The 25,496-nt window shown below is 71.5% G+C and carries 20 protein-coding genes and 1 riboswitch; of the genes, 5 read left to right on the top strand and 15 right to left on the bottom strand.

All coding sequences use genetic code 11. From position 1 onward, the window contains the following. Positions 1–45 precede the first annotated feature (45 nt). Positions 46–1,917: a LamG domain-containing protein gene (locus tag OIE47_RS34965; RefSeq protein ID WP_326558818.1), complete on the top strand. Its 1,872-nt coding sequence runs from the start codon at positions 46–48 to the stop codon at positions 1,915–1,917. A 268-nt stretch (positions 1,918–2,185) separates the two neighbouring features. Here the strand turns inward: OIE47_RS34965 and OIE47_RS34960 are convergent, their stop codons facing one another. Further along, positions 2,186–2,707 carry an NUDIX hydrolase gene (locus OIE47_RS34960; protein WP_326558817.1) on the bottom strand — a complete coding sequence of 174 codons (522 nt, stop codon included), beginning with the start codon at positions 2,705–2,707 and terminating at the stop codon, positions 2,186–2,188. An 83-nt stretch (positions 2,708–2,790) separates the two neighbouring features. Here OIE47_RS34960 and OIE47_RS34955 point away from each other — a divergent pair, with 83 nt between their 5' ends. Further along, a complete protein-coding gene (locus OIE47_RS34955) occupies positions 2,791–3,183 on the top strand; it encodes a hypothetical protein (RefSeq protein ID WP_326558816.1) in 393 nt (130 codons plus the stop codon). Between the two features lie 78 nt (positions 3,184–3,261). Here OIE47_RS34955 and OIE47_RS34950 read toward each other — a convergent pair whose 3' ends face one another. The 3 genes from OIE47_RS34950 to cobG are packed head-to-tail and all read right to left on the bottom strand — an operon-like array spanning position 3,262 to position 6,787. Continuing rightward, positions 3,262–4,878, bottom strand: coding sequence for a precorrin-2 C(20)-methyltransferase (locus tag OIE47_RS34950; protein ID WP_326563326.1), 1,617 nt, complete (start codon positions 4,876–4,878; stop codon positions 3,262–3,264). 17 nt (positions 4,879–4,895) lie between these two features. Beyond that, positions 4,896–5,519 carry a precorrin-8X methylmutase gene (locus OIE47_RS34945; protein WP_326563325.1) on the bottom strand — a complete coding sequence of 208 codons (624 nt, stop codon included), beginning with the start codon at positions 5,517–5,519 and terminating at the stop codon, positions 4,896–4,898. Next, on the bottom strand, positions 5,519–6,787 hold the full coding sequence (gene cobG, locus OIE47_RS34940) for a precorrin-3B synthase (RefSeq protein ID WP_326558815.1): 1,269 nt from the start codon (positions 6,785–6,787) through the stop codon (positions 5,519–5,521). Before cobG ends, OIE47_RS34945 begins: the two co-directional genes overlap by 1 nt. A gap of 105 nt (positions 6,788–6,892) precedes the next feature. After that, positions 6,893–7,013, top strand: a riboswitch (cobalamin riboswitch). Between the two features lie 123 nt (positions 7,014–7,136). Between cobG and cobN the strand changes: the two genes are divergently transcribed. Then, on the top strand, positions 7,137–10,757 hold the full coding sequence (gene cobN / locus OIE47_RS34935) for a cobaltochelatase subunit CobN (protein ID WP_326558814.1): 3,621 nt from the start codon (positions 7,137–7,139) through the stop codon (positions 10,755–10,757). Between the two features lie 42 nt (positions 10,758–10,799). On the opposite strand, the gene OIE47_RS34930 is transcribed toward cobN, so the two are convergent. The 9 genes from OIE47_RS34930 to OIE47_RS34890 all read right to left on the bottom strand — a co-directional run bounded on the left by OIE47_RS34930 (position 10,800) and on the right by OIE47_RS34890 (position 22,563). Next, on the bottom strand, positions 10,800–11,993 hold the full coding sequence (locus tag OIE47_RS34930) for a cytochrome P450 (RefSeq protein ID WP_326558813.1): 1,194 nt from the start codon (positions 11,991–11,993) through the stop codon (positions 10,800–10,802). A 64-nt stretch (positions 11,994–12,057) separates the two neighbouring features. Continuing rightward, positions 12,058–13,305, bottom strand: a complete 1,248-nt coding sequence (locus tag OIE47_RS34925) for a nucleotide disphospho-sugar-binding domain-containing protein (protein ID WP_326558812.1) — start codon at positions 13,303–13,305, stop codon at positions 12,058–12,060. 44 nt (positions 13,306–13,349) lie between these two features. After that, positions 13,350–14,687: a glycosyltransferase family 2 protein gene (locus tag OIE47_RS34920; protein ID WP_326558811.1), complete on the bottom strand. Its 1,338-nt coding sequence runs from the start codon at positions 14,685–14,687 to the stop codon at positions 13,350–13,352. Beyond that, positions 14,680–15,759 carry a histidinol-phosphate transaminase gene (locus OIE47_RS34915; RefSeq protein WP_326558810.1) on the bottom strand — a complete coding sequence of 360 codons (1,080 nt, stop codon included), beginning with the start codon at positions 15,757–15,759 and terminating at the stop codon, positions 14,680–14,682. The genes OIE47_RS34920 and OIE47_RS34915 overlap by 8 nt, the downstream gene beginning before the upstream one ends. Further along, entirely contained in the window at positions 15,756–17,039 is a 1,284-nt protein-coding gene (locus OIE47_RS34910) for an FAD-dependent oxidoreductase (protein ID WP_326558809.1), read from the bottom strand. Before OIE47_RS34910 ends, OIE47_RS34915 begins: the two co-directional genes overlap by 4 nt. Further along, positions 17,036–18,715: a prenyltransferase/squalene oxidase repeat-containing protein gene (locus OIE47_RS34905; RefSeq protein WP_326558808.1), complete on the bottom strand. Its 1,680-nt coding sequence runs from the start codon at positions 18,713–18,715 to the stop codon at positions 17,036–17,038. Before OIE47_RS34905 ends, OIE47_RS34910 begins: the two co-directional genes overlap by 4 nt. Before the next feature lie 13 nt (positions 18,716–18,728). Beyond that, positions 18,729–19,838 carry a UbiA family prenyltransferase gene (locus OIE47_RS34900; protein ID WP_326558807.1) on the bottom strand — a complete coding sequence of 370 codons (1,110 nt, stop codon included), beginning with the start codon at positions 19,836–19,838 and terminating at the stop codon, positions 18,729–18,731. A gap of 7 nt (positions 19,839–19,845) precedes the next feature. Further along, the gene (locus OIE47_RS34895; RefSeq protein ID WP_326558806.1) at positions 19,846–20,877 is read right to left on the bottom strand and encodes a polyprenyl synthetase family protein; all 1,032 of its coding nucleotides are present in this window, start codon (positions 20,875–20,877) and stop codon (positions 19,846–19,848) included. Positions 20,878–21,366: 489 nt separating this feature from the next. Further along, complete coding sequence (locus OIE47_RS34890; protein WP_326558805.1) at positions 21,367–22,563, bottom strand: glycosyltransferase; 1,197 nt, start codon at positions 22,561–22,563, stop codon at positions 21,367–21,369. Positions 22,564–22,760: 197 nt separating this feature from the next. Between OIE47_RS34890 and OIE47_RS34885 the strand changes: the two genes are divergently transcribed. Further along, a complete protein-coding gene (locus OIE47_RS34885; RefSeq protein WP_326558804.1) occupies positions 22,761–23,630 on the top strand; it encodes a TauD/TfdA dioxygenase family protein in 870 nt (289 codons plus the stop codon). 18 nt (positions 23,631–23,648) lie between these two features. Here OIE47_RS34885 and OIE47_RS34880 read toward each other — a convergent pair whose 3' ends face one another. Then, positions 23,649–24,347: an SDR family oxidoreductase gene (locus OIE47_RS34880; protein WP_326558803.1), complete on the bottom strand. Its 699-nt coding sequence runs from the start codon at positions 24,345–24,347 to the stop codon at positions 23,649–23,651. Between the two features lie 113 nt (positions 24,348–24,460). Between OIE47_RS34880 and OIE47_RS34875 the strand changes: the two genes are divergently transcribed. Next, positions 24,461–25,057, top strand: a complete 597-nt coding sequence (locus OIE47_RS34875; RefSeq protein ID WP_326558802.1) for a TetR/AcrR family transcriptional regulator — start codon at positions 24,461–24,463, stop codon at positions 25,055–25,057. Between the two features lie 15 nt (positions 25,058–25,072). On the opposite strand, the gene OIE47_RS34870 is transcribed toward OIE47_RS34875, so the two are convergent. Beyond that, positions 25,073–25,420 carry a hypothetical protein gene (locus OIE47_RS34870; RefSeq protein WP_326563324.1) on the bottom strand — a complete coding sequence of 116 codons (348 nt, stop codon included), beginning with the start codon at positions 25,418–25,420 and terminating at the stop codon, positions 25,073–25,075. Positions 25,421–25,496 lie beyond the last annotated feature (76 nt).

The following is a 25,496-nucleotide window of genomic DNA, read 5'->3' as shown; positions in this document are numbered from 1 at the left end:
CGACCGTCGATCGACCCAATCGTCGACCTCACGGGGAGTGTCTTGGTGTTCAGTCGTGCACGCAGTTCGGCAAGTCCGACGTACTGGTGGGGCGCGATCGTCGCGTCCGTAATGGCGGTGGTGCTGGGCTCGCCGACCCTGGCACTGGCGGATCCGCCGCCGTCGAACCTGGTCCCGCCGGTGACGGTGACGATCGACTCGCTGCCGGCTGGTCCGGGCCGACCAGCTACGTTCACCATCTCCTCCACCGAACCGACGGTGACGATTTTCCGCTACGGCTGGACCGCTCGCACCAACGAGGTCGCCGCGATCGGCACCACCGTCCGCTCGGCCACGGTGACGATCATCGTGCCGCACTACGGCATCAACACCCTCTACGTGTCGGCCGTCGACAACAACTACAACGAGGGCTACAGCTCGATCGACTTGACCGTGCCCAGTCCCGCTTCGCCGACGGCGCTGTGGAGTCTGCAGGCGTATCCCGGGGCGACTCGGGCACAGGCGCTTCAGGATCAGAGCGCGGTGCTCGACACTCCGCTCACCGGAGTCAACATCGGTTGGGCGGACGACGTCCGGATGATCGGTGCGGAGGCGGTCGACTTCGACGGGCAGTCGTCGTACCTGAGCGCGTCGCCGGCCGCGCTGGACACCTCCGGGACCTTCGCCATCGCGGCCTGGGTCCGGCTGAGCGACAAGTCCCAGGACCGGACCCTCGTCAGCAAGGACAGCAGTGGGCTCGACTCGCTGTCCTTCGGCTACCGCAAGGACATCAACCGATGGTCCGTGCAGATGCCGTCCAAGGCCGCAGGCCCGCAGGTCAAGTGGACGAAGGCGCGGTCCACCTCGGTCCCGAAGCTGGGCCTCTGGACCCATCTGGCGACGGTGTACAACACCGCCGACCAGACGCTCAAGCTCTATGTGAACGGGATCCTGGAGGGGACAGCCGCCAACGCTGCCGGCTTCAACGACCCGCAGGGTGAGTTCCGGCTCGGGCGTTCGGAGTCCACGTGGTGGCAGGGCAACCTTGCCGACGTGCTGGTGTACGACCGCGCTCTCAGCGAGGTGGACTTCTTCGGCCAGCGCGCCTCGGACCCCTATTCCGGCGGTGTGGACGCGTCGGGTCTGCTGCACCCGCTCACGGTGGGGACGTGGGACTTCGTGGGTACGTACTGTTACGAGCAGACCGATGAGCCCTACAGCTGTGATGAGCCGGACTACTCCGTGTTCGGTCGACACCTCCAGTTGACCCAGGGCACCTCCGGCGACTGGCGACAGAACCGCGACGGGCTGTGGCTCGACGGCGTCCACTGGATCGATGACCCCTCCGACCCGTACTACGGGTTGGCGACCAAAGAGTACGGCTGGTCGCAGACCAATATCGGCGAGGACGGTAACCCGGTCTGGCAGGACAGTCCGGTGCTGCGTACCGACCAGTCGTACTCGGTGTCGGTGTGGGGGCAGGTCGACCAGGGCCAGGGCGCGCAGACGCTGGTGTCGCAGGACTCGACCGGCTCCAGCGCCTTCCAGGTGGCGTACCGGCCGGACAACGGCGGGGAGTGGGTGTTCAAGGTCCGGTCGAACGCCGACGGCCCGGACACGAAGACCACGTACGCGGTCGCGCCCGCCCCGGATCCGACGGTGTGGCACCACCTGGTCGGCGTACTCGACGCCACCCGGTCCCAGGCCCGCCTGTACGTGGACGGCGTGCTCGCCCAAACGGTGAACCTCAACCAGGCGTGGAAGCCGTGGCAGGCGTCGGGTTCCATGCTGGTGGGACGGGCGACCACCCCGGCGGGTCCGACGGAGTGGCTGCACGGCGGCCTCGACGACCTGGAGCTGTATCAGGGCGCGCTCTCCGACACCGCCGTCAGCACGATCTTCCGTCGGCAGGCAGTCATGGTGTCCGACAGAGTGTGAATCCCTATCTCAGATTGACTCTTACAGATGTCGATTAGCCTTGGAAATCAGAGAGCTCTGTCAACACCTGCGGCACCGTCGGGCCTGCGCTAGCCGTCGCTGTGAGGATCGAAGGCCGCGACCAGGGCCCACTGACAGGGGCTCCTCCCAGATGGACCGATGGGTGGCGAGCATCGGCGGCCCGTGCCGCCGGTGCTCGCCAGGGAATCGACCTGGTGGACACCTCGATCGAGGGCTCAACGGTGAGGGTGACGGGATTGCCGACCGTTCAGCGGACATCCTCGGCGTGGTGCCAGGGGAGTTGGTGGGTTTCGCGCGGGTGCGGCTCTGTGAGCAGGTCGGTTAGCAATCCGGCGAGTCCGATCGGATGAACGGTGTCACCGGAGGCGGCCAGTTCGTCCACGGGCCACCACCGGTGCCCGACCTGCGCGGTGAGTTCGTACGCGGCCATCCCGCTCATGTCGACCTCGTGCGACTCGACCTGGAGCCGGAAGAAGTCGTCGCGGAAGTTGCCGGCAGCCCAGCCGAGGTCGGCGTACCCGCCGGTGTAGGCGACCGGGTCGCCGAGCTGGTCCGGGTCGACCGCGAGCCCGACCTCCTCGTGGAGTTCGCGGGCTGCCGCCTGCCCCAGTGACTCACCCTCGTCCACCCCACCGCCGGGGGTGCACCAGTAGTGGCCGAGACCGGGTTTGTCGGGATCGGTCAGGTATTTCAGGAGCAGGACCCGACCGGCGGCGTCCAAAAGCAGAACCCGTGCCGATCGGCGCCGGTACGTCACCTGGTCCGTCATCGGCTCAGATTACCGAGCCCGGCACCGGCATCGGTAGCGAGAATGCCAGCTCGACGCCTTGATCAGATACGATGCTCGCCCAAGTGGATCTTGAAGAGAAGGCAATGAATATGGCACTGAGTGACAAACTCGGTCCGCGGGTGGCGCCGTTTCTCGAACCCGGCGAAATCCCGCGACACACGTTCCTGGCCCAGGGTGGCCTGAATCCCTGGATAGCCAATTCCTTCGGTGCCATCGGCCTGATCGCCCTGGCCAAGCGGCGCATCGTCGCGGTGACCGATCACGCGATCGTGGTCCTGGAAACGAACCTGAACGGCACCAAACCGACAAAGGTGCTGGCCCGGCACCCCCGGCACAGTCAGCTCGGACCGGTCAAGGGGATCTGGCCCAAGATAAGCGTGGGTCACGAGAAGCTCTACGTGCACTGGCGGTTCCACAAGCAGGTACGGGCCGCCGACGGCGATCTGCTGTCCTGAGTGCCACGACGGGTTACCGATCGGCCGGCCGCACCTCGCGCGCGAACCCCCCGACCGATCGGTGATCCCGGAACCGCTTCAGGCCGGATACCGCCGGGGCGTGAAGACCACCGGATCGCCGGAACCCCGCTCCACCACCTGCGTGGTGGACGAGCCGACCAGCAGCAGCGTACGCATGTCGACCTCGGCCGGGTCGAGGTCGGCGAGCCGGACCACGCGTACGCGTTCGCCCGAGCCGCCGACGTCCCGCCCGAGCACCACCGGGGTCTCCGGTGACCGGTGCGCCAGCAGCAGGTCCTTCGCCGCAGCCACCTGCCAGGTACGACTCTTCGACCCCGGGTTGTAGATCGCGATCACCAGGTCCGCTTCGGCGGCGGCGCTCAACCGCTTCGCGATGATCTCCCACGGCTTGAGCCGGTCCGACAGCGACAGCACGCAGTAGTCGTGCCCGAGCGGGGCACCAACCCGGCTCGCCACCGCCTGGGCGGCGGTCAGACCCGGCAACACCCGTACCGGAATGTCGGTCCACTTCGGTTCGGAGGCCACCTCCAGGACGGCGGCGGCCATCGCGAACACGCCCGGGTCACCGGAGGAGACCACGGCCACCCGCCGGCCGCGCCGGGCCAGGTCCAGGGCGAACTCGGCCCGTTCCGCCTCCACCCGGTTGTCCGAGGCGTGCCGGCGCTGGCGCGGGTTGGCCGGCACCCGGTCCAGGTACGGCCCGTAACCGACCAGGTCGTCGGCGACGGCGAGCGCGTCCTGCGCCTGCGGGGTCAACCACTCCCGCCCGGCCGGACCGAGCCCGACCACGACGACCTCACCCATCCCGGCCGCCACCAGCTCGGAAGCACCTACCGACTCGGCGACACCCACCGTTCCGGCAACACCGACCGGCCCGGCGGCAGCAGGGGAGGCCACCGCACCCGCCAACTCGGCACGGGTACGTTCGTGCACCCGACTCGGCAGCAACGCCAGCGAGAAGTACGGCACCGTCTCCGGATCCACCTCGGCGAGCCTGGCCGACTGCTGACGATCCGTGGTGGCGCGTTCGACGTACCAGGCCTCGTCCAGCCGGCCCGCCTGCGCGAGTGCCGCGCGGACGTTGCCGAAGGTCCGACCCAGCTTCATGATCGCCGCCGAGTCGGTGGCCGTCAACCGCTCCGCCAGAACCTCGGTCGGCAGCGTGCCCGGCAGCACGGTCAGGATCTCGTCCCGCTCCACGAGCGGACGCCCGAGTACGGCCGCAGCCGCGCTGACCGAGGTCACGCCCGGCACCACCTCGGTCGGGTACCGACCGGCGAGCCGCTTGTGCATGTGCATGTACGAGCCGTAGAAGAACGGATCGCCCTCGCAGAGCACCACCACGTTCCGCCCGGCGTCCAGGTGCGTGGCGAGCCGGGCCGCGCTCGCCGCGTAGAACTCCTCGATCTCGGCCCGGTAGCCGTCCGGGTGCTCCGGCTTCTCCGTGGTGACCGGGTAGGTCAGCGCCTCCTCGATCTGCCCGTCCCGCAGGTACGGCTCGGCGATCGTCCGCGCCACGCTCCGCCCGTGCCGGGCGCTGTGGTACGCGATCACGTCCGCCCGCTCGACCAGCCGGGCGGCCTTCACCGTCACCAGTTCCGGGTCACCCGGTCCGAGCCCCACTCCGTACAGCCGTCCGGTGACGCGGCCCGGTTCCGTTTCGTCCACGGGCATGCCGCCGTCCACGCTGGTCACTCTTTCTCGCTGGCGATGGCGTTGATCGCCGCCGCGGTCATCGCGCTGCCACCGCGTCGCCCGTGCACGACCAGGTACTCCAGCCCACCGGCATGGTCGGCGAGCGCCCGCTTGGACTCGGCCGCGCCGATGAAACCGACCGGGATGCCGAGCACCGCCGCCGGCCGTCCCGCTCCCGCGTCGACCATCTCGAGCAGGCGGAACAGCGCGGTCGGGGCGTTGCCGACGGCCACCACCGCGCCGTCGAGCCGGTCGCCCCACAACTCCAGTGCGGCGGCGCTGCGGGTGGTGCCGAGTTCGGTCGCCAGGGCCGGCACCCGAGGGTCACGGAGAGTGCAGATCACCTCGTTGTCGGCGGGCAGCCGGGTCCGGGTCACCCCGGAGGCGACCATCTCGGCGTCACAGAGGATCGGCGCCCCGGCGCGCAGCGCCGCCCGCGCCGCCGACACCACGCCGGGGGAGTGGTCGACGTCCGCCGGCAGGTCGACCATGCCGCAAGCGTGGATCATGCGTACGGTCACCGCGGCGACGTCGTCGGGCAGGCCCGACAGGTCCGCCTCGGCGCGGATCGTGGCGAACGACCGGCGGTAGATCTCCGCACCGTCGCGGATGTAGTCGATCACTTACCCCTCCGTGCCGCCGCGATCGCGGCAGCGGTCTCCTCCAGCGTCGCCGACCGCGGGCGCGGTCGGCCGTCCAGGCTGACCTGGTAACCCTCGATGCTGGCCAGCACCTCGACATGCCGGTCCGCCGGCCGTCCGCAGCGCCGCTCGCAACCGACCCAGTGCACCGGCAGGTCACCCGCGCCCGGCGACGCCGAGGCGTGCACCAGGGTGGCGTCGGTCCGTACGTTCGCGAGTGCCTTCGCACAGCCGGGCTGCCCGGCACAGCCGGTCACCCCGACCCAACCGGCGGCGGCATCCGCCACCAGACCCTCGGCGGCAAGTGTCGCCAGCCGGCGCTCAGCCTCGCCGGTGCTCAGATCGGGTACCACGACGGTCCGCCACGGAGTGATGTTGATCTCGTCGCTGCCCGTACCGGCGGCTGCCGTGAGTGCGGCGAGCTGGGCTCCGGTGAGCCGGCCGAGCGGCACCACCAGCGCCAGCGCCACCCGCCCGTCGACCTGGGCCACCGGCCCGACCGGTGCCCGCGTCGGCGCCTCGGGGATGGTCAGGTCGCCGGGCGGCACCAGGAGCGCCGGGTCGAGAGCCGCACGCAGGCGGGCGGTGACCCTCGGTACGCCGTCGTCGAGTTCGGCCAGCCGCCAGGCGGTGCTGTGCTGCGCGGTGGACTCGGCGAGGAACAACCGGGCGGCTAGCAGGGCGGTCGAGGCGGCCTCCGGTGGGCTCACCCGTACTCCCGTGTCGGTGCCGGCCAGGAGCACCGCCACCGCACCCCCGGGTACGGCGAGCAACCCCACGTCCGCCCCGAACCCGGTCACGTCGCCCCGACCGTCGTCGATGGTGAACAGGAAACGACCGGGCAGCCCGCCCAGTGCCGGATCGGCGCAGAGCCCCTCGTCCAGCGCGTCGACCAGCGCCCGGACGTCGACCAGACCCCCACCCACCCGACCACTGAGTACGGAAGCGATGACGTTGCGTACGCGTTCGTGGCTCTCCGACGGCAGCAGCCCGGCGGCGTACAACCGGGCGGCCAGCTCCCGCTCCGCACCCGCCCGCAGGCCACGGAGCTGGACGTTGCCGCGTGAGGTCAGCTCCAGGGCGCCGTCGGCGAGTTCGGTCGTGGCGGCGGCCAGCGCGTCGAGCTGGTCGGCGTGCAGCCGCCCACCGGGCACCCGTACCCGGGCCAGGTTGCCGTCGGCGGCGGCATGTACGCGTCTCGTCCCCGGACAGGCGTCCGGTGCCGACCGCCCTCGTGGTGACCACACCCGGCGGATACTACGGCCTGCGCAGCTTCACCCCTGTCGGGTACCGCTTGACGAACGGGGGTCCGACTCGTGAGAGTGAGAACCGCTGAACGCGGCGACAGGTGGAGGAAGCCGGTGTGATCCCGGCGCGGTCCCGCCACTGTTACCGGGGAGCGGACCCCGACACGGTCACGGCCCACACGGGCGGGAAGACCGGGGCGAGCGACGATCCGGGAGCCAGGAGACTCCGGGTCACCGCGCGGCATCGAGCGGACCCGTCCGGGCCCGCCCCGAGCCGCAACCGACGAACCCGGGGCGCGGACCCCGAGGGAGGAACCACCATGTCACGCCACGCCCTGCGCGGTGCCCGATGATCCTGCTCCTCTCCACCTCGGACACCGACCTGCTCAGCGGACGGGCCAGTGGCGCCGACTTCCGGCTGGCCAACCCGGCCCGTACCTCGGTCGAGGACCTGCCCGCCCTGCTCGACGGCGTCGACCTCGTGGTCGTACGCATCCTCGGTGGCTACCGCGCCTGGGAGGAGGGGCTGGACGCGCTGCTGGCCGGGGCGCTGCCGGTCGTACTCCTCGGTGGTGAGCAGGCACCGGACGCGGAGCTGATGCGCCGCTCGACCGTGCCCGCCGGGGTGGCCGCGGAGGCCCACGCCTACCTCGCGCACGGCGGCCCGGCGAACCTCACCGAGCTGCACCGGTTCCTCTCCGACACGATCCTGCTCACCGGGTACGGCTTCGCCCCGCCGGTGCCGACCCCCGAGTGGGGGCGGCTGGAGCGCGCGGCCCGCAACAGCGACGGGCCGGTGATCGGGGTCCTCTACTACCGGGCCCACCACGTCGCCGGCAACACCGCGTTCGTCGAGACGCTCTGCACCGCGATCGAGGACGCCGGTGGTCGGCCGCTGCCGGTCTACTGCGCGTCGCTACGCAGCCCCGCACCCGCCCTGCTGGAGACCCTCGGCGAGGCGGACGCCCTGGTCGTGACCGTGCTCGCCGCCGGTGGCACCCGCCCGGCCGACGCCGGTGCCGGTGGCGACGACGAGGCGTGGGACGTCGGCGCACTCGCCGCCCTCGACGTGCCGATCCTCCAGGGGCTCTGCCTGACCAGCAGCCGCGCCGTCTGGGCGGACAACGACGACGGCCTCTCCCCGCTGGACACCGCCACCCAGGTCGCCATCCCCGAGTTCGACGGCCGGATCATCACCGTCCCGTTCTCGTTCAAGGAGATCGACGCCGACGGGCTGACCGTCTACGTCGCCGACCCGGAACGGTCCGCGCGGGTCGCCGGCATCGCGGTCCGGCACGGGTCGCTGCGACACATCCCCCCGGCCGACCGCCGGATCGTCCTGATGCTGTCGGCGTACCCGACCAAGCACGCCCGGATCGGCAACGCCGTCGGCCTCGACACCCCGGCCAGCGTCGTCCGGCTGCTCAGCGCCATGCGCGACCAGGGGTACGACATCGGCCCCGCCGACGGACCCGACGCGTTCCCCGGAGTGACCGCCGGTGACGGTGACGCCCTGGTGCACGCGCTGATCGCCGCCGGTGGTCAGGATCTCAACTGGCTCACCGAGGAACAGCTCGAAGCCAACCCGATCCGGATCCCGGCCAGCCGCTACCGGGCCTGGTACGACACCCTCCCCGCCGAGCTGCGCGAGGGCATGGAACGGCACTGGGGACCGGCGCCCGGTGAACTGTTCGTCGACACCTCCCGCGACCCCGACGGCGAGATCGTGCTCGCCGCGCTGCGGTCCGGCAACACCGTGGTGATGGTCCAACCGCCGCGCGGTTTCGGGGAGAACCCGGTCGCGATCTACCACGACCCGGACCTGCCGCCGAGCCACCACTACCTGGCCGCGTACCGGTGGCTGGCCGACGAGTTCGGCGCGCACGCGATGGTGCACGTCGGCAAGCACGGCAACCTGGAGTGGCTGCCCGGCAAGACGCTCGGCATGTCCGCCGCCTGCGGGTCCGACGCCGCCCTCGGCGACCTGCCGCTGATCTACCCGTTCCTGGTCAACGACCCCGGTGAGGGGACCCAGGCCAAGCGGCGGGCGCACGCCACCCTGGTCGACCACCTGATCCCGCCGATGGCCCGCGCCGACAGCTACGGCGACATCGCCCGGCTGGAGCAGCTCCTCGACGAGCACGCCAACATCGCCGCCCTGGACCCGGCGAAGCTACCGGCGATCCGGGCCCAGATCTGGACCCTGATCCAGGCCGCCAAGCTCGACCACGACCTCGGCCTCGCCGACCGGCCGCACGACGCCGAGTTCGACGAGTTCATCCTGCACGTCGACGGCTGGCTCTGCGAGGTCAAGGACGTCCAGATCCGCGACGGGCTGCACGTCCTCGGGGTGGCGCCGAGCGGGCAGAACCGGGTCGACCTGGTGCTCGCCATGCTCCGCGCCCGGCAGATGTGGGCCGGTCAGGTCGCCGCCCTGCCCGGCCTGCGCGAGGCGCTCGGCCTGACCGAGGACGGCACCGCCGCCCGGGTCGAGGTGGACCGGATCGAGGAGACCGCCCGCGCGTTGGTGCTGGCGATGGAGGAGCGGGACTGGACCCCCGGCGTCGGCGCCGAGGTGTGCGAGCGGGTGCTCGGCGACTCCGTTGCCGACCACGAACCGGTCGTCCGGGTGCTGGAGTTCGCGGCAGGCGAGATCGTGCCCCGGCTGGACCGGACCACCGACGAGATGACCGCGGTGCTGCACGCTCTCGACGGCGGTTACGTGGCCGCCGGCCCGAGCGGGTCACCGCTGCGTGGCCTGGTCAACGTGCTGCCCACCGGCCGCAACTTCTACTCCGTCGACCCGAAGGCGGTGCCGAGCCGGCTGGCCTGGGAGACCGGGCAGGCGATGGCGGACTCGCTGCTGGCCCGCTACCGGGCCGACAACGGCGAGTGGCCGCGCTCGGTCGGACTGTCCATGTGGGGCACCAGCGCCATGCGGACCGCCGGTGACGACATCGCCGAGGTCCTCGCGCTGCTCGGCGTACGGCCGCGCTGGGACGAGGCGTCCCGCCGGGTCACCGGCCTGGAACCGATCGACCCGGCCGAACTGGGCCGACCCCGGATCGACGTCACCATGCGGATCAGCGGCTTCTTCCGGGACGCGTTCCCGCACGTGGTGGCCCTGCTCGACGACGCGGTACGCCTGGTCGCCGGCTTGGACGAGCCGGCCGAGTCGAACTACGTACGCGCACACGCCCTCGCCGACCGGGCCGAGCACGGTGACGAGCGAAGGTCCACCATGCGCATCTTCGGCTCCAAGCCGGGCGCGTACGGTGCCGGACTGCTGCCGCTGATCGACAGCCGGAACTGGCGCGACGACGCGGACCTCGCCGAGGTGTACGCGGTCTGGGGCGGTTACGCCTACGGCCGGGGCGTGGACGGGGTCCCCGCGCGCGGGGACATGGAGACGGCGTACCGGCGGATCGCGGTGGCGGTGAAGAACACCGACACCCGGGAACACGACATCGCCGACTCCGACGACTACTTCCAGTACCACGGCGGCATGATCGCCACCGTACGGGCGCTGACCGGGAAGGCACCGGCGGCGTACATCGGGGACAGCACCCGGCCGGACGCGGTGCGTACCCGTACGTTGAGCGAGGAGACGGCCCGGATCTTCCGCGCCCGGGTGGTCAACCCGCGCTGGCTCGCCGCGATGCGCCGGCACGGCTACAAGGGCGCGTTCGAGCTGGCCGCGACCGTCGACTACCTCTTCGGGTACGACGCCACGGCGGGTGTGGTCGCCGACTGGATGTACGAGAAACTGGCCGAGACGTACGTGCTCGACCCGGAGAACCAGAAGTTCCTCACCGAGTCGAACCCGTGGGCACTGCACGGCATTACCGAGCGGCTGCTCGAAGCGGCCGACCGGCACCTCTGGGAGCACCCCGAGCAGGCCACCCTCGACGCCCTCCGGGAGCTCTACGTCCAGACCGAGGGCGACCTCGAGGACGACGGCTCCGAGTAGCAGGGCCGGGCCCCTTGCCGTATGACAAGGGGCCCTTTGCCGCTACCAGGTGATCGGCAGGGTCTCCAGGGTGCGTACGGCCATGCCCTGACGGAAGCGCAACTCGTCGGTCGGCACCGCGATCCGCAGGTTCGGAAAGCGGCGCAGCAGCCCGCCCAGCGCCTCCTGCAACTCCATCCGGGCGAGCTGCGCGCCGAGACAGTGGTGGATGCCGCCGCCGAAGCCCAGATGCGGGTTCTCGGTACGGGACAGCCGGAGTTGGTCGGCGTCGGCGAACGCGGCCGGGTCCCGGTTCGCCGCGACGAACGCCGGCAGCACCGCCGAGCCGGCCGGTAGCACCACCCCGCTCAGTTCGACCTCCTCGGTGGTGACCCGGGGCAGCATCACGCCGGTCTCACCGAGCTGGATGAACCGGGTCAGTTCCTCCACCGCCTGCGGGATCGCGTCGAGGTCGGCGCGGAGCCGGGCGAACTCCTCCGGGTGGTGCAGCAGGGTCAGCAGGAACATGTTGATCTGGTTGGTGGTGGTCTCGTGACCACCGATGAGCACACCGACGCAGACCGAGACGAGTTCCCGTTCGGTGAGCTTGTCCTCGTCGTCGCTGGCGCTGATCAGGGCGGTGATCAGGTCGTCGCCCGGCTCGGCGCGCTTGGCGTCGATCATCTCGGCGAAGCTGTCGAAAGCGGCCTGGGTGCCCTCCGGGTCCTTGCTCCAGTCGCCCATCATGGTGTCCGACCAGGTCTTGCAGAGATACCGCAGGTGCTCCGGTACGCCGAGCAGTTCGCTGATCACCGCGATCGGGAACGGGGTGGAGAAGTGCCTGGCCAGGTCGACCGGACGAGGTTGCGCCTCGACCGTGTCCAGCAGCTCGTCGACCAGCTTCGCCACCCACGGGCGCAGTTGCTCGACCCGGCGCGGGGTGAAGGCGCGGGCGACGAGCCGGCGCATCCGGGTGTGGTCCGGCGGGTCCATCCCGATCAGCGACTCGGTTTCCAGGACGCCGAGTTCCTTCGGCGGCCCGCCCGGCCCGACCGCGGCGGCCCGGCTGAACCGGGCGTCGGTGAGGACCCGGCGGACGTCGGCGTACCGGCTGACGAGCCAGGCCGGGCTGCCGTCGGGCATGGTCACCGGCACCACCGGCCGGTGCTCGCGCAGCTCGGCGAGCTGCGGGGACGGGTGGAAGATCGTCGGCGGTGCCGCGAACGGGTACGGGATAGGCGTCTGCTGGTCGGTCATCGGTAACCTGCCCTGGGGTTGAGCTGCGGATACGGTGCGGGTACGAAGGTCTGCCACCGACGGCTCACGGCGGCGCGCTCACCACCTGCTTGCTCGGTTGCGCGTCGGCGGCGAGTCGTTGCAGCACCGGGACCAGGTCTGCCGGTGTGGGGCGGGACTCGATCCGGCCCCGCAACCGCCCCGCCGCCTCGGCCCAGTGATCGGCCCGCAGCAGGTCGGCCACCCGGTCACGGATCTCCGGGCCGCTCACCGACCCGTCGGCGAGGTAGCTGCCGGCACCGGTGACGGCGAGCCGCCCGGCGTTGAAGTGCTGGTCGCTGACCTGGGGCAGGACCAGTTGGGGTACGCCGGCCGCCGCCGCGGTCATGGTGGTCCCGGCGCCGCCCTGGTGCACCAGCGCCCGGCAGGTCGGCAGGAGCAGGTGCAGGGCCAGCGGCGCGGCGGCCAGCCGTACGTTGGGCGGCAGCTCGCCGAGCCGGCCGTGCTGGGAGGCGTCCAGTGCGACCACCACCTCCACGTCCAGCGCGGCGATCGCCTCCACCACCTGCGGCGCACCGAAGAACCCGGTCAGCTCGGCGCCGGCCATCATCGTTCCCCAGGTGACACAGACCCGGTCCCGCCCGCGCCCGCCGACCGCGTCGTTCGCCCACAGCCAGTCCGGGACCGTGGACACTCCGTTGTAGGGCACGAACCGGGAGGGCCGGCTCGACACCCCCAACGGCACCTGCATCGGGGCAGGACACGGGTCGATCGTCAGGGCGCCGTCGAGGTTGACCCGGTCGACGTCCACGCCGAACCGGCCGGCCAACGGCCCGATCACCGTCTCCGGGTCGAGGTCGAGTTCGCTGCCGGAGTCCGGCCCCCACAGATGCCGCACCCCCGGTACGCCGAGCGCCGTCGCGGCGATCGCCCCGGCCAGGTTGAACGGCTCGTACACCACCAGGTCCGGCTGGAACACCCGACCGAAGGCCACCAGGTCGTCCAGCATCGCGTCGGCGTACCGGACCACCCCGCCATCCGGGGTGATCTCCGGCTTCATCCCGGCGCCGGTCGCGGCGGGGCCAGGATCTGGTCGGCGGCGAGGATCCGTCGTTTGGCCGGCGGACCGTGCGGCGACCCGGCCGATCTGCCCGCTGAACACCGCCGCGAAGTCGAGGTCCACCCCGACCGGTACGGCGGTCAGCCCGGCCGTGGTGATCGCGTCGACCAGTCCCGGCCGGCTGGCGACCCGGACCTCGTGACCCGCGGCCTGCAACGCCCAGCCGAGCGGGACCAGCGGAAAGAAGTGCGACCGCCAGCCCCAGGTTGTCATCAGCACCCGCACCGATGCCGCCTACCGGCGCCGTACGGTGACCATCAGGCCCCGCCGATGGCGAGTACGGTCACCCCGTCGACCGTGCTGATCTCCACCGGGAAGTACGGCTCGACCGTCGTCCGGAGGAAGTCCAGCTCGTCGACGAAGGGGAGCGGGAGCAGGTCGGCGGCCCGGAGCCGGTCCTCGGTACGGACCAGTTCCACCCGCCCCGCCACCCGCAACGACTCCAGCAGGTAACCGCCGAGGTCCTCCGGGTTGAGGAAGCGCCACACGTCGACGTTCACCACCCGGTCGAACTGCCGCTCGGCGTACGGGGTCAGCAGGCCCATCAGGTGCGGATTCCGCTCGCCCAGCGGGGCGTCGTAGTCGAAGGTGACCGCGCCCGGACCGAGTCGAGGCTTGGTCGCGCCGAACCCGACCAGGAGACTGTTGCCGCCCTCGATCCGGTCCAGCAGCGCCGGGGGCAGATCGCCGACCCGGCCGAGGCCGTGTTCGCGGCAGACCTCCAGAGCGTCCTCGAACCAGGCGATCCGCCGGACGAGGGTGGCCCAGTTGCCGGGGTAGCCGAGCAGTTCCATGTCGTACCGGGGGTGCTTGGCGGCGAGGTACCGGTAGTTCTCGGCGAGCTGCGCCATCAGCACCGGCCAGGCCCGGAAGTGCGGAACCGCGTAACAGAGCGCGTCCGCCCCGAACTCGAAGGTGTCCCGGGACCGGCCGTACTGGTGGAAGATCCGGTAGAACAGGTCGTTGTCCTCGCCGCCCCAGGTCACCAGCGTCTCGTCGAAGCCGCCGATCGCCTCCAGGGTGGCCCGGTCGACCGAGGCGTTGTTGGTGTGCCCGTACAGCCAGGGGGCGCGGGGGAAGTCGCGGCGGTGGTTCTCGGCCGCGAACAGGTAGTCCCGGACGTCCTCCCGGTAGTCGCCGACCATCGCCTCGTCGGGGGTGCGACCCGCCCGCAGCGCCCCGATCGCGGCCCAGTCGACGGCCACACTGCGGCCGAGCAGGACACCCGGACGGTGGTCGCGTCCGGTGTGGAAGTCCAGGTGGCGGCGGAGCAGGTCGGGGTGCGGGCAGTGGTCGGCGTCGACGAACACCACCACGTCACCGCCAGCCTCCCGCAGGCCCCGGTTACGGGCGACCGACCGGCCCCGGTTCTCGTCGTGCCGGACGAAGGTCAGGTCCAGGCGGTCCGCGTACGGCGTGACCAGCGGTTCCAGCGAAGGGGTCGAGCCGTCGTCGACGACGATCACCTCGAACCGGTCGGTGGGCAGGGTCTGCCGGGTGAATCCGTCGAGGGTGATGTCGAGCAGGTGCCCGTGGTTGAGCACCGGCACCACCACGCTCACCGCCGGAACGGCCCCGGTCGGTCGGTCACTCACCGGAGACCTCCGGGGCGGCGGCGCGGGCCACCGCGAGCAGTCGTTCGTTCGCCTCCGCCGAGCCGACGGTGATCCGTACGCCCTGGTCGGGGTAGGGGCGGACGAGGATCCCGGCCTGCCGGCACCGGGCGGCGAACTCGACCGCCGCCGGCCCCAGCGGCAGCCAGAGGAAGTTCGCCTCACTCGGCGCGACCGGCAGACCGGCCGCCAGCAGTTCGTCGCGCAGTGCCGTGCGGGCCGCGATCAGGTCGTCGCGCCGCTTGGCCAGCTCCGCACCCGCGGCGTCGTCCAGGGACGCCAGCGCCGCAGCCTGCCCGAGTCCGCCGGGGTAGAAGACCAACCCGACCATCCGGGCCGCCGCCGCGATCGCCGGGGCCGCCACCGCGTAGCCGACCCGCAGCGTGGCCAGGCCGTACGCCTTGGAGAAGGTACGCAGGACGCAGACGTTGTCGTGCTCCCGGTACAGATCGAGGGCATCCGGTACGTCGGGATCGGTGACGAACTCCCGGTACGCCTCGTCGATGATCACCACCACCTCCGGCGGGATCCTGCCCAGGAAGTCCTCCAGCTCGGCGCGGCCCAGCACCGCCCCGGTCGGGTTGTTCGGGTTGCAGATCAGCACGCACCGGGTCCGGTCGGTCACCGCGGCGGCCATCGCCGGCAGGTCGTGCCGGTAACCGTCGAGCGGGACCGGCACCGGCCGGCACCCGGCGTTGGCGACGATCAGCGGGTAGCCCTCGAAGGAGAGCGCCGGATACACCACCTCGGTACGGTCGCGCCCGAGCGAGGCGACGATGTGCTGGCTCAACCCGGCCGAGCCCGGCCCCACCAGCACCTCCGCAGGTGGTACGTCCAACCGCCGGGCCAGCGCCGCGACCAGGGTGCCGGCGGTGTGCTCCGGGTACCGGTTGAGCCGGTGGGCCCCCTCCTGCACCACGCGCAGCACGCTGGGCAGCGGCGGATAGGGCGTCTCGTTCATCGCGAGGTCCTCCGGCGCCGGTGCGGCCGGGTCGGCCCCGCCTGTCGCGTCGGTGGCCTGCCCGGCCCGGCTCGAGTCCACTGTGCTGGTCATGGTGTCGTACCGCCGTTCGCCGAGGGCTGCCCCGTGCCGGCGTACGCGCGCCGGTCGCTGAGCAGTCCGAGTTGGTAGAGCCGGTCGACCGGGGTCAACCGGTGCAGGTCGACCCCGGCGAGATTGCCGGTGGTCAGCCGGAGCAGGCGCGGGTTGCCGGCGGTGTGCCGCATCATCCGCCCGCCGAGCAGGCGCGCCACCCCGGTGGTGCTGGTCAGCATCCGGGCCGCGTTGTGGCTGACCGTCGCGGTGTGGTCGAGCCGGCGCAGCCGGGTGCGGTGGTACTGCGTCAGGGCCCGGTCCACCGCACCGGCGTCGTTCCCGCCCGCCTTCCCGACCAGGTCGGCCAGGGTCTCGGCGTCGCCGAGGGAGCTGTTCATGCCCTGGGCGGCCATCGGATGGACGGCGTGCGCCGCCTCACCGACCAGGGCGAGTCCGGCCGTGGCCAGCCGGGGCGCGCGGAGCCGGTAGACGGCGAGGATCTGCCGGTGCCGCAGGTTCGCCCGCAGCGCCCCGGCGAGCGGCGCCAGCGCCGGCAACCCGGCCAGCACCCGGTCGCACCAGGCGGCCAGGTCGTCCGCGCCGAGCCCGCGCATCTCGTCGGCGCGGATCTGCACGTAGAGCCGGCACCGGCCGCCGGGCAGCGGGTAGACCAGCCGCAGACCGTGCTCGCCGCGATAGGCGCTCACCTCGTCGGCCACCTCGACGCCGGGCAGGTCGAAGGCGAGCAGCTTGTGGTCGTAGTCGTGCCGTTCACCGGGCAGTTCGACCGACTTGCGCAGCCGGGAGGAGAGCCCGTCGGCGGCGACCACCAACCGGGCGGGGATCTCCACCGGCTTGCCGTCGTCGAGCACCCGTACCCCGGTCACCCGGCCGGTCGGGTCGCGCAGCGCCTCCTCGACCAGGACCCCCCGGCGGACCTCCACCTTCGGGTCGAGCGTGCCGGCCAGCGCGCGCAGCACGTTGGCGTAGCCGGTGCAGAGGATCTGCCGGTACGCACCGGGCAGCGCGTCGTAGTCCAGGCCGAGCAGCATCCGGCCGTGCGGGTCCCGGATCGCGAGCCGGCTCACCGGGACCGCGCCGCCGTCGAGCAGTGCCGGCAGGGCACCCCAGTCGTGCAGGATGCGGACCGACTCCGGTTGCAGCAGTTCACCCTTGGCCACCTCGGCCGGTGCCGCCTGCCGGTCCAGCACCAGCACCGACAGCCCGAGGGCGCCGAGCGCACGCGCGCTGGCCAGGCCGCCGACCCCGGCGCCGCAGACCACCACGTCGTAGCTCAACGCGCAGCCGCCCCGACCGCCGCCCGGTAGGTGCCCAGCGCCCGCAGCGCCAGCGACTGGGCGATGGCACCGTTCGGGTAGTACATGTAGTTCCGGATGTAGGCGCAGATCCGGCTCGGCCGCCAGATGCCGTCCGGCTCCTGGGCGGCCAGCAGCCAGCCGATCCCGCGCCGGATCGCCTCGTCGCCGGCGGGCACACCGGCGGCGAGCAGGGCCGGCAGGGTCCAGGCGGTCTCCTCGACCGAACCGTCGTCGGTCGCCCCGCCGGAACCCCACGACCCGTTCGCCAGTTGGGCCCGGAGCAGCCACTCCTTTGCCCGTACGGCCACCGGGTCGGCGCCGAGTCCGGCGTGGACCAGCGCGTCGAGCACGATCGCGGTGCCGGTGGTGAAGTCGCGGTACCAGAGGTTGTGGAAGGAGCCGTCCGGGCGTTGCTGGGTGAGCAGCCACTGGGCGGCGGACACCACCGGGGGGCTGTCCGGTGCGTGACCGGCGTCGCGCAGGGCGATGATGCCCTGGCTGGTGATGCCGGGGCAGGGCCCGTCGTTGGGCAGCTTGGTGTCGCGTACCCACAGGCTCCACGACCCGCGCTGGTCCTGCCGATCGACCAGCCAGTCGAGGCCCGTACGCAGCACCGGGTCGCCGTCGTGGCCGGGCAGCCGGGCCAGCGCGGAGAGGATCTCGGCCGACTCCAGGGTGACCGGCCAGCCTCGTGGGCCGGAGTAGCTCCAGCCGCCGGCCGGCACCCCGAGCACGGTGAACGGTTCGGCCTGCTGGTTGCGGTGGAACAGTTCGCGGGTGGTGGCCAGCCGGGGGTCGTCGCCGTAGCCGGCCGCGATCAGCCCGGTGGCGGCGAAACCGGAGCGGGTCAGGTCGAGGTTGGCGACCGCGTCCCACGACCCGTCCGGGCGGACCGCCTCGCGGAGGAAACCGGTGATCGCGGTGACCAGGTGCGGGGCCTCACCGGCGTGGGTCAGACCGAGGCTGACCAGTGCGGCCGGCCACGGGTCCTCGCTGAGCACACCGGTCTGCCCCTCGTGCCGGTGGATCGTCTCCAGCAGGCGCAGCGCGGTCGGCAGGGCGAGCCGGCGGGTCGCCCGGCGCAGCGGACCGGGCGGCGGCAGGGTACGGGTCTGCAGCAGCGCCATCCCGATGAACGGCGCGGTACGGAACGACATCCGCTCCCGGCGTACCTTGTCGAACAGGACCAGCTCCAGCGGCAGCCGGCGCAACTGGCCCGCTTCGGGAAGCCCGGCGAGGGCCAGGAACTGCTTGCACATGGCGGTCACCGCCAGGTCGTCGATGACCGCCACCCCGCCGAGTTCGGCCAGTCGCCGCCGGCCGGCGGCGACCGCCTCCTCGCTGCGCTGTGGAGCGACGTGGTGCAGGGTGGCGGTGGCGATGATGGTGGGCACCAGTTCGGTGTCGGCGCCGGCCACCCCGCCCCAGCCGCCGTCGGGTCGCTGTTGCCGGCGTAACCACTCGGCACCGGCTTCGATCAGCGCGGCCGAGCCGGTCGGGTCGGCGGCGTGCAGTGCGGCGATGGACCCCGAGGTGCCGAGTACGGAACCGGGCGGCGAGTCGGTGAACGCACCGTCCGGGCGCTGGCGCCGGAACATCTCCTCGGCTCCGGCGGAGATGGCACGGGTGATCTGGTCGATGTGGACCGATTGCATATGCGGGCTTCCTTCAGCTGTGTTCCGGTAGGTGGGGCAGGGCCACGAGGTCGATCTGGGCCTTGCCGGGACCGGCGGCTGCCGGCGGCATTGATGTTGCCGGATCGGGGTCCGCTGTCGCTGCCCCCACCGGTACGGGCCCGAGTTCGTAACCGACGCGCATCCTGGCCTGGGTCCACCAGGTGAGAACCAGGATCGGGAGCAGGAGCGCCGCGGTCCGGACCACCCCGAAGCCGAGCGCCACCAGCGCCCCGGCCAGCCCGATCCGCTCCAGTACGAGCAGTTCGTGGGCGCGCAGCGCGGTGCGTACCGGCAGGTCGGTCCGGTGCTTGTGCAGGGTGCGGAAGATGGCCAGGCCGGCCACGGCGATCACCGCCAGCAGACCGAGGTAGAGCACCCGGCCGTCCGGATGGATCGCACCGGCGGGCGCGACCAGACCACCGACGAGTGCGGCGGCCAGGGTCAGCAGGTAGAAGCCGGTGGCGGTGCTGATCGCCACCCGGTTGCCGTGCTGCACCGGCAGGGTCCGGTAACCACCGGCCCGGTCACCGACCACGTCGCGGAGGGTGCCGACCAGGTTGGACGCGGTGTCGTGGGACCAGATGGCGACGATGAACGGCACCAGCACCCACAGGTACGGTCCGGGCGCCAGCAACGCCCCGTAGAGCAGGGCCAGCGCGCCGAGCACTCCCCGTACCAGGTTTCCGGCCAGCCCCCGCGCCTTCAGCCCCCGGCTGTAGGCGACGATCCCACCCGCGGCCAGCAGGGCGACCAGTTCGGTACGGGGCCCGCCCGCCACGGCCAGCGCACCCACCACGGTCAGGCAGCCGATTCCGCAGACCAGGGCGACGGTCGGGTGCAGCCTGCCGGACGGGATCGGCCGGTGCGGTTTGCCGATCGCGTCGAGTCGCCGGTCGAACCAGTCGCCGAGGTAGTGCCCGCCGAGCCAGCCGATCGTCGGTGCGGCCCAGGCGGCGAGCAGCCACCGCCAGTCGTGCCGGGCGCCGGTCAGCCCCGCGCCGGCGAGTCCGAGCAGCCCGACGTACCACAGGGTGTACGGCCGCCAGGTCTGTACGTGCGCGAGCAGGGCGCCGCGTAGCCGGCGGCCGGTTGTGGTGGCCATGGCGTCCTCACCACTCCCGCGCGGTGGCCCACCGGGTGATGCCCGCGAGCACCGAGACGCTGGGTGAGGACTCCAGTGTGGACAGCGCTCCTCGGGCCCGGTCCAGGTGTACGGCGATGTGCTCCGGGGCGCTGTCCAGCGCCCCGGTCTCGTGCAGGAGCTCGTGGAAGCCCGCCAGTGCGGCCGGGTCGGCCGACCGCCGTTTCAACGCCTCGACCAGTCTCCGGCGCTGGTCCGGGTCACCGGCCCGGTAGGCCAGCAGCACCGGTAACGTGGGCCGTCCGTTCGCCAGGTCGTTCGCGGGCGACTTGCCGGACTCGTTCGCCGGGGTGGTGTACGCCAGCAGGTCGTCACGGATCTGGAAGGCGATGCCGAGGTGTTCGCCGTAGCTGGCCAGTTCCGCGCAGCGGGTGGGGTCGGCACCGGCGAGGGTGGCGCCGATCTGGCAGACCGCCCGGAACAGCGCACCGGTCTTGAGGCGGACCATCTCCACGTAGGTCTCCACCGCCACGCCGGGATCACCGACCAGTTGGGCCTCCAATACCTGACCTCGGCACAGGTCGGTGCCGGCCCGGGCGAGGATCGCGACCGCGGTCCCGATCGCGGCGTCCGACACCCCGGCGGCGCGACATTCCGTAATCGCCTCGAAGGCGGTGAAGATGAGCGCGTCCCCGGCCACGATCGAGTCCGGCATTCCGTATACCGAGGGAACGGCGGGACGACCGCGCCGGACCTCGTCGGCGTCGATGATGTCGTCGTGGACCAGCGTTGCGACGTGCAGGTATTCCAGACCGAGTGCGGCGGGGAGAATATCCTCCGGTCGACCACCCACGGCACCCGCCGACTCCAGCATCATTATCGGCCGGATCAGTTTTCCCGCCGGCAGCAGAGCGTAACGATGTATAGTCGACAACCGGTCCATGGGGTCTGTCGTCGCTGGCCATCTGTGATCTAGTGCGTCACGTAGGAGCTGCCCGGCGCGACCGGAGGCCAGGTCCTTCAGGAAGTCGCGCGGATCCGTACCGGCAATGGCGGTCATGGGCTGATGTTCCTTGCTAGCGGGATCGCGGCTGTGTCCGTTGTGGATCAATTGAATTACGGCGACCGTACCACCGGCCCTGCATCGGGTAAAGAAGTTTCTCGATGGTATTGAGTCCGTAACAAACCAGTATCAACACCGAGATCTCGCAATAATTGGCGGCTGTCCGGGTCAAGTGCGTATGACCTTGGTTAATGGCTCCTCTCTGTCCAAATCAGGCAAGATCCACACTCTCTGATCGAATCGGAACATCCCAGTTCGGAGCCCTGATAGGTCAACGGATCGGCGTCCGAGCCAATGTCGAATCCGGCGTCCGGAAAGCGTCGTCCCCTATCCGGAGCGTTATGATCGGGCCCTGTCGCAGGCGTACCCGGGTCATCCGGAACTGCACACCGGGGCGCACCGGCGGTCGCTGCCCGACCTGGTGACGGCCGATTTCGGGTACGCACCGGGCCCGCCCGCCGACGGGTCGCCGGCGGGCACCGGGCGTTACCGACCGACCAGCTCCGTGAGGTCCGCGACCAGTTGGTCGAAGCCGGGGCTGCCGAGGTGGCGCCGCTGCATCGCCCGGGCCCGCCACCGGTAGCCGGGGTCGTCGAGCACCCTGGTGCAGGTCTCGACCAGATCGGACACCGCCAGTTCGGCCACGTCGAGCCGCTCGCCCAGGCCGAGTTCGGCGATCCGGTCCGCGTTGGCCGGCTGGTCGGCGAAGACCGGCAACGCCACCATCGGCACCCCGGCGCCCACCGCCTCGTGGACGGCGTTGAAACCGGCGTGGGTCAGGAACAGGTCCACCGCCGGCAGCAGCGTCCGCTGCGCCACGAACGGCGTCAGGTGGACGTTGTCCGGTGGCGTGCCGACCAGGTCGGCGAGTTCGGGTCGGCCGCCGAGGGTCAGCACCGTGTGACAGGGCAGCGAGCCGAGGGCCGCCACCAGCGGCGGCAGCAGTTCCGCCATGCCGGGCAGGGTCAGCACCAGTGAACCGAGGCTGGCCAGGATCACCGGCCGGTCCGCCGGCAGCGCGGCGATGACCGGATCGAGCGGTGCGTCCTCGCCCGCCGGGGCCCGGTAGTGGCGGGCCGTGGGCAGCCGCAGCTCGTCCGGGTACCAACCCTCGGGCACCAGGCCGGCGCGCAGGTACCGGTGCGGGTGCAGCGGGTCGCCGGTCGGGGCCAGCCCGAGCGCCTCGCGCTGCGCGTCGAGAGTCGCGCTCACCAGGGGCAGCTCGCGCATCGCGTACGGCGAGATGTCGAGCGTCACGTGCGGGATGCCGAGCAGTTCGGCGACCAGGTATCCGCCGTACTCGGCGGGCTCGTGCACGATCACGTCCGGCTTCCAGGACCGGGCCACGTCCAACAGGTCATGGGCGAAACGCAGCGCGATCGGCCCGGCGTACGCCCGCGCGATCTGCTCCGCCGCCACCGGATCGACGGTCCGCCGTTCGGTCAGCAGGCGCTGCGGCAGGCCGAACTCCTCGGCCAGGCGGGGATCGTTGCGCAGCCGATCCTGGCCGGCCACATTGGGCAGCGGCAGGTGCGGTACGCCGTGCCGGGCGAGTTCGTCCGCCATCGAACCGGCGGTGGCCACCGCGACGCAGTGCCCCAGTGCCTGTGCCGTGCGGGCCAGCGGTACGAGTGCGGGTACCAGGTGCGAGTAGATCGGCTGGCTGGTCAGCAGGATGCGCACGGCTTCCCCGTCCTCGTTCCGCTGGTACGTCCCCGGCGCGGAGATCCGATGCTGCACCGGACCCGGACCGCCGTCAAGGTCCCCGACCCCGCTACCTGGACCGTCCAATCTGGATCACGATCCTCTGGCGGGTGGCCCGATGCCGTGGAATGATTCGTCGATCGAACGGGGGACGTTCTTCGAGGCCGGAGGCGGACATGTCGGTTTCAGCCGGGACCACGCTCGACGTCAGGCCGATCGCGGGCGCGCTGGGCGCGGAGATCCACGGCATCGACCTGACGAACCTGACCGACGAACTCTTCGCGGAGTTGCACCGGCTCCTGCTGGAACACCTGGTCATCTTCGTCGTCGGCCAGACTGGGCTGACGCCGCAGGCGCACGTCGCCTTCGGTCGCCGGTTCGGTGAGGTGGAGCTGCACCCGTACCTGCCCCGGCTCGACGGCCAGCCCGAGATCGTCGTGATCGATTCCGAGAACGGCGGCAAGGTCGACGTCTGGCACACCGACATGACCTTCCACCAGAGCCCGCCGCTGGCCTCGATCCTGCACCTGGTGAAGTCTCCGGGTGCCGGCGGCGACACGATGTGGACCAACCAGTACCTCGCCTACGAGCAGCTCTCCGCGCCGATCCGGCAACTGCTCGACGGGCTGACCGCGATCCACGTGATCAGGATCGGGAACGAGTTCACCAGCCGGGCCGAACACCCGGTCGTACGCGTACACCCGGAAACCGGCCGCCGGTCGCTGTACGTCAACCGCCTCTTCACCTCGCACATCCCGCAGCTCAGCCGCAACGAGAGTGACGCGCTGCTGCAGTACCTGTTCGAGTTCTCCGAGGGACCGCAGTTCACCTGCCGCTACCGCTGGCGGGCCGGTGACGTCGCGGTGTGGGACAACCGGGTCACCATGCACTACGCGGTGAACGACTACACCGAGCCACGGCGCGGCCAGCGGGTCACCATTCTCGGTGACCACCCGCAGGGCGACTCGCCCCGGTGGGAGCACTACCGGGCGGCCCCGGGTCAGCGGTACTGGCCCGGCAGGGTCAACGCGGTGGAGAACTACTGACCCGGCGGGGCCACCAGGTCAGGCGCCGGCGAGCTGCGGGTAGAGCGCGGTCAGGTCGGCGGCGAGGCCGGCCTTGACGCTGCGGGTCACGTCGTCGGCGAGGATCTCGGCGGCCCCGGCCTCGATCCCGTCGTACGCCTGCCGGGCCACCTCGGCCGGGGAGGTCTTCGGACCGGTGATGTGGGCGGCCATCTCCGTGTCGACGTACGCGACGTGCAGGCCGGTGACGCCGACGCCCTGCGGTTGCAGTTCCAGCCGCAGGGAGTTGGTCATCGACCAGAGGGCCGCCTTGGAGGCGCTGTACGAGCCGCTGATCGCGAGCCAGGAGAGCGCGGAGTGGATGTTGAGCAGGTGGCCTCCGTTGCGGACGAGCAGCGGGGCGAAGGCGCGGGTGACATGGAGCGGGCCGTAGAAGTTCGTCTCGAACTCGCGGCGGACCTCGTCGACGCTGGAGTCGAGGAACCCGGCGCTGATCGCGATGGCAGCGTTGTTCACCAGGATGGTGACGTCACCGGCCAGGCGGGCGGCGGCGGTGACCGATTCGGGGTCGGTGATGTCGAGGGCCACCGGGACGACGTCCGGGTTGGTGATCGTCTTCGGGTCGCGGGCGGCGGCGTAGACCTTGCTCGCGCCGCGGGCGAGGGCCTGTTCGACGAGTGACCTGCCGAGGCCACGGTTGCCGCCGGTGACGAAGACTACTGAGTCCTGGATCTTCATGGTGGTACTCCCTGAGGCGAGGAAACCGATCTGTTTCCCGACTATAAACCGATCTGTTTCCAGTTGCAAACCGATCGGTTTGCAGTTGCCGAGATGGCGGGTAGGCTGCGGATATGACCTCGACCGCCAAGCTCGCCCCGCGTGAACGGCTGCTCCGGGCCGCAGCCGACCTGTTCTACCGCGAAGGCATCACGGCGACCGGGGTGGACAAGCTCTGCCAGGCCGCCGGGATCTCGAAGAAGTCGATGTACCAGTTCTTCGCCACCAAGGACGAGCTGCTGACGGAGAGCCTGACCGCCTGCGGACCGGCCAGCGTCGCGGGCTACTTCGCCGACCCCGCCGCCGACCTCACCCCGCGCGAGCGGATCCTGCACGTCTTCGAGCACCTCGAGAAACTGGCGGCGGAACCGGACTTCTTCGGCTGCCCGTTCGTCAGCGCCGCCGCCGAACTGCGGGACCCGATCCACCCGGCGAGCCTGGTCGCCGGCCGCTTCAAGCAGATGATGACCGACTACTTCGAGGCGCACGCGCGGGTCGCGGGCGCCACCGACCCGGAGACGCTGGCCAAGCAGTTGACCATCGTCTACGACGGGGCGGCAGCCCGCAGCGTCGTACGGGCGACCGGGCTGGACGGACTGAGCCTGCTCACCGCCTCGGCCCTGCTGGCGGCGGCAGGCATCCACCCGGCCGGCCGGGAGTCCGACCGCTAGTTCCGTGCGCCCGGGTCAGCGCCGGGCGGCGGGACCGGGAGGCGCGACCGCGTACAGCTCCAGGACGGCGGGGAGCGGGGCGACGCCGGGGCCACCGGCGCGTACCCAGGCGGCGATGTCGTCCACCGCCGTGTCGTCGAGCACGAAGCCGAACCAGACCGGACGGGCACCGGCCGCCCGCCCCGCCGGTGACGGATGTACGACCACCACGTTCGACCGCTCGCACGCGTCGAGGCAGTCGTCGGTGACGCGTACCCGATGCTCGGCACCGACCTCGGCCCGGAGCCGGACGACCTGGCGGGCGTGGTCGACGTCCGGATGCTTGCGCGCGGAGCCGCAACAGCAGCCGCGACAGACGGTCAACGCGCAGCCGCTCGGCGTCGACCAACGGCGCCCGCCCGTCCGCTCAGGCATGACGGCCCGCCCACCGGTTCGGGCC

The sequence above is a fragment of the Micromonospora sp. NBC_01796 genome, from assembly GCF_035917455.1.
Lineage (GTDB): Bacteria > Actinomycetota > Actinomycetes > Mycobacteriales > Micromonosporaceae > Micromonospora_G.
This window is presented reverse-complemented; position numbering and strand designations above follow the sequence as displayed.

Excerpts from the sequence above, each read along its gene's own strand:
- OIE47_RS34960 (WP_326558817.1), bottom strand. The coding sequence starts at position 2,707 with ATGACGGACCAGGTGACGTACCGGCGCCGATCGGCACGGGTTCTGCTT.
- OIE47_RS34950 (WP_326563326.1), bottom strand. The coding sequence starts at position 4,878 with ATGCCCGTGGACGAAACGGAACCGGGCCGCGTCACCGGACGGCTGTAC.
- cobN (WP_326558814.1), top strand. The coding sequence starts at position 7,137 with ATGATCCTGCTCCTCTCCACCTCGGACACCGACCTGCTCAGCGGACGG.
- OIE47_RS34930 (WP_326558813.1), bottom strand. The coding sequence starts at position 11,993 with ATGACCGACCAGCAGACGCCTATCCCGTACCCGTTCGCGGCACCGCCG.
- OIE47_RS34925 (WP_326558812.1), bottom strand. The coding sequence starts at position 13,305 with ATGACAACCTGGGGCTGGCGGTCGCACTTCTTTCCGCTGGTCCCGCTC.
- OIE47_RS34915 (WP_326558810.1), bottom strand. The coding sequence starts at position 15,759 with ATGACCAGCACAGTGGACTCGAGCCGGGCCGGGCAGGCCACCGACGCG.
- OIE47_RS34905 (WP_326558808.1), bottom strand. The coding sequence starts at position 18,715 with ATGCAATCGGTCCACATCGACCAGATCACCCGTGCCATCTCCGCCGGA.
- OIE47_RS34900 (WP_326558807.1), bottom strand. The coding sequence starts at position 19,838 with ATGGCCACCACAACCGGCCGCCGGCTACGCGGCGCCCTGCTCGCGCAC.
- OIE47_RS34895 (WP_326558806.1), bottom strand. The coding sequence starts at position 20,877 with ATGACCGCCATTGCCGGTACGGATCCGCGCGACTTCCTGAAGGACCTG.
- OIE47_RS34885 (WP_326558804.1), top strand. The coding sequence starts at position 22,761 with ATGTCGGTTTCAGCCGGGACCACGCTCGACGTCAGGCCGATCGCGGGC.
- OIE47_RS34880 (WP_326558803.1), bottom strand. The coding sequence starts at position 24,347 with ATGAAGATCCAGGACTCAGTAGTCTTCGTCACCGGCGGCAACCGTGGC.
- OIE47_RS34875 (WP_326558802.1), top strand. The coding sequence starts at position 24,461 with ATGACCTCGACCGCCAAGCTCGCCCCGCGTGAACGGCTGCTCCGGGCC.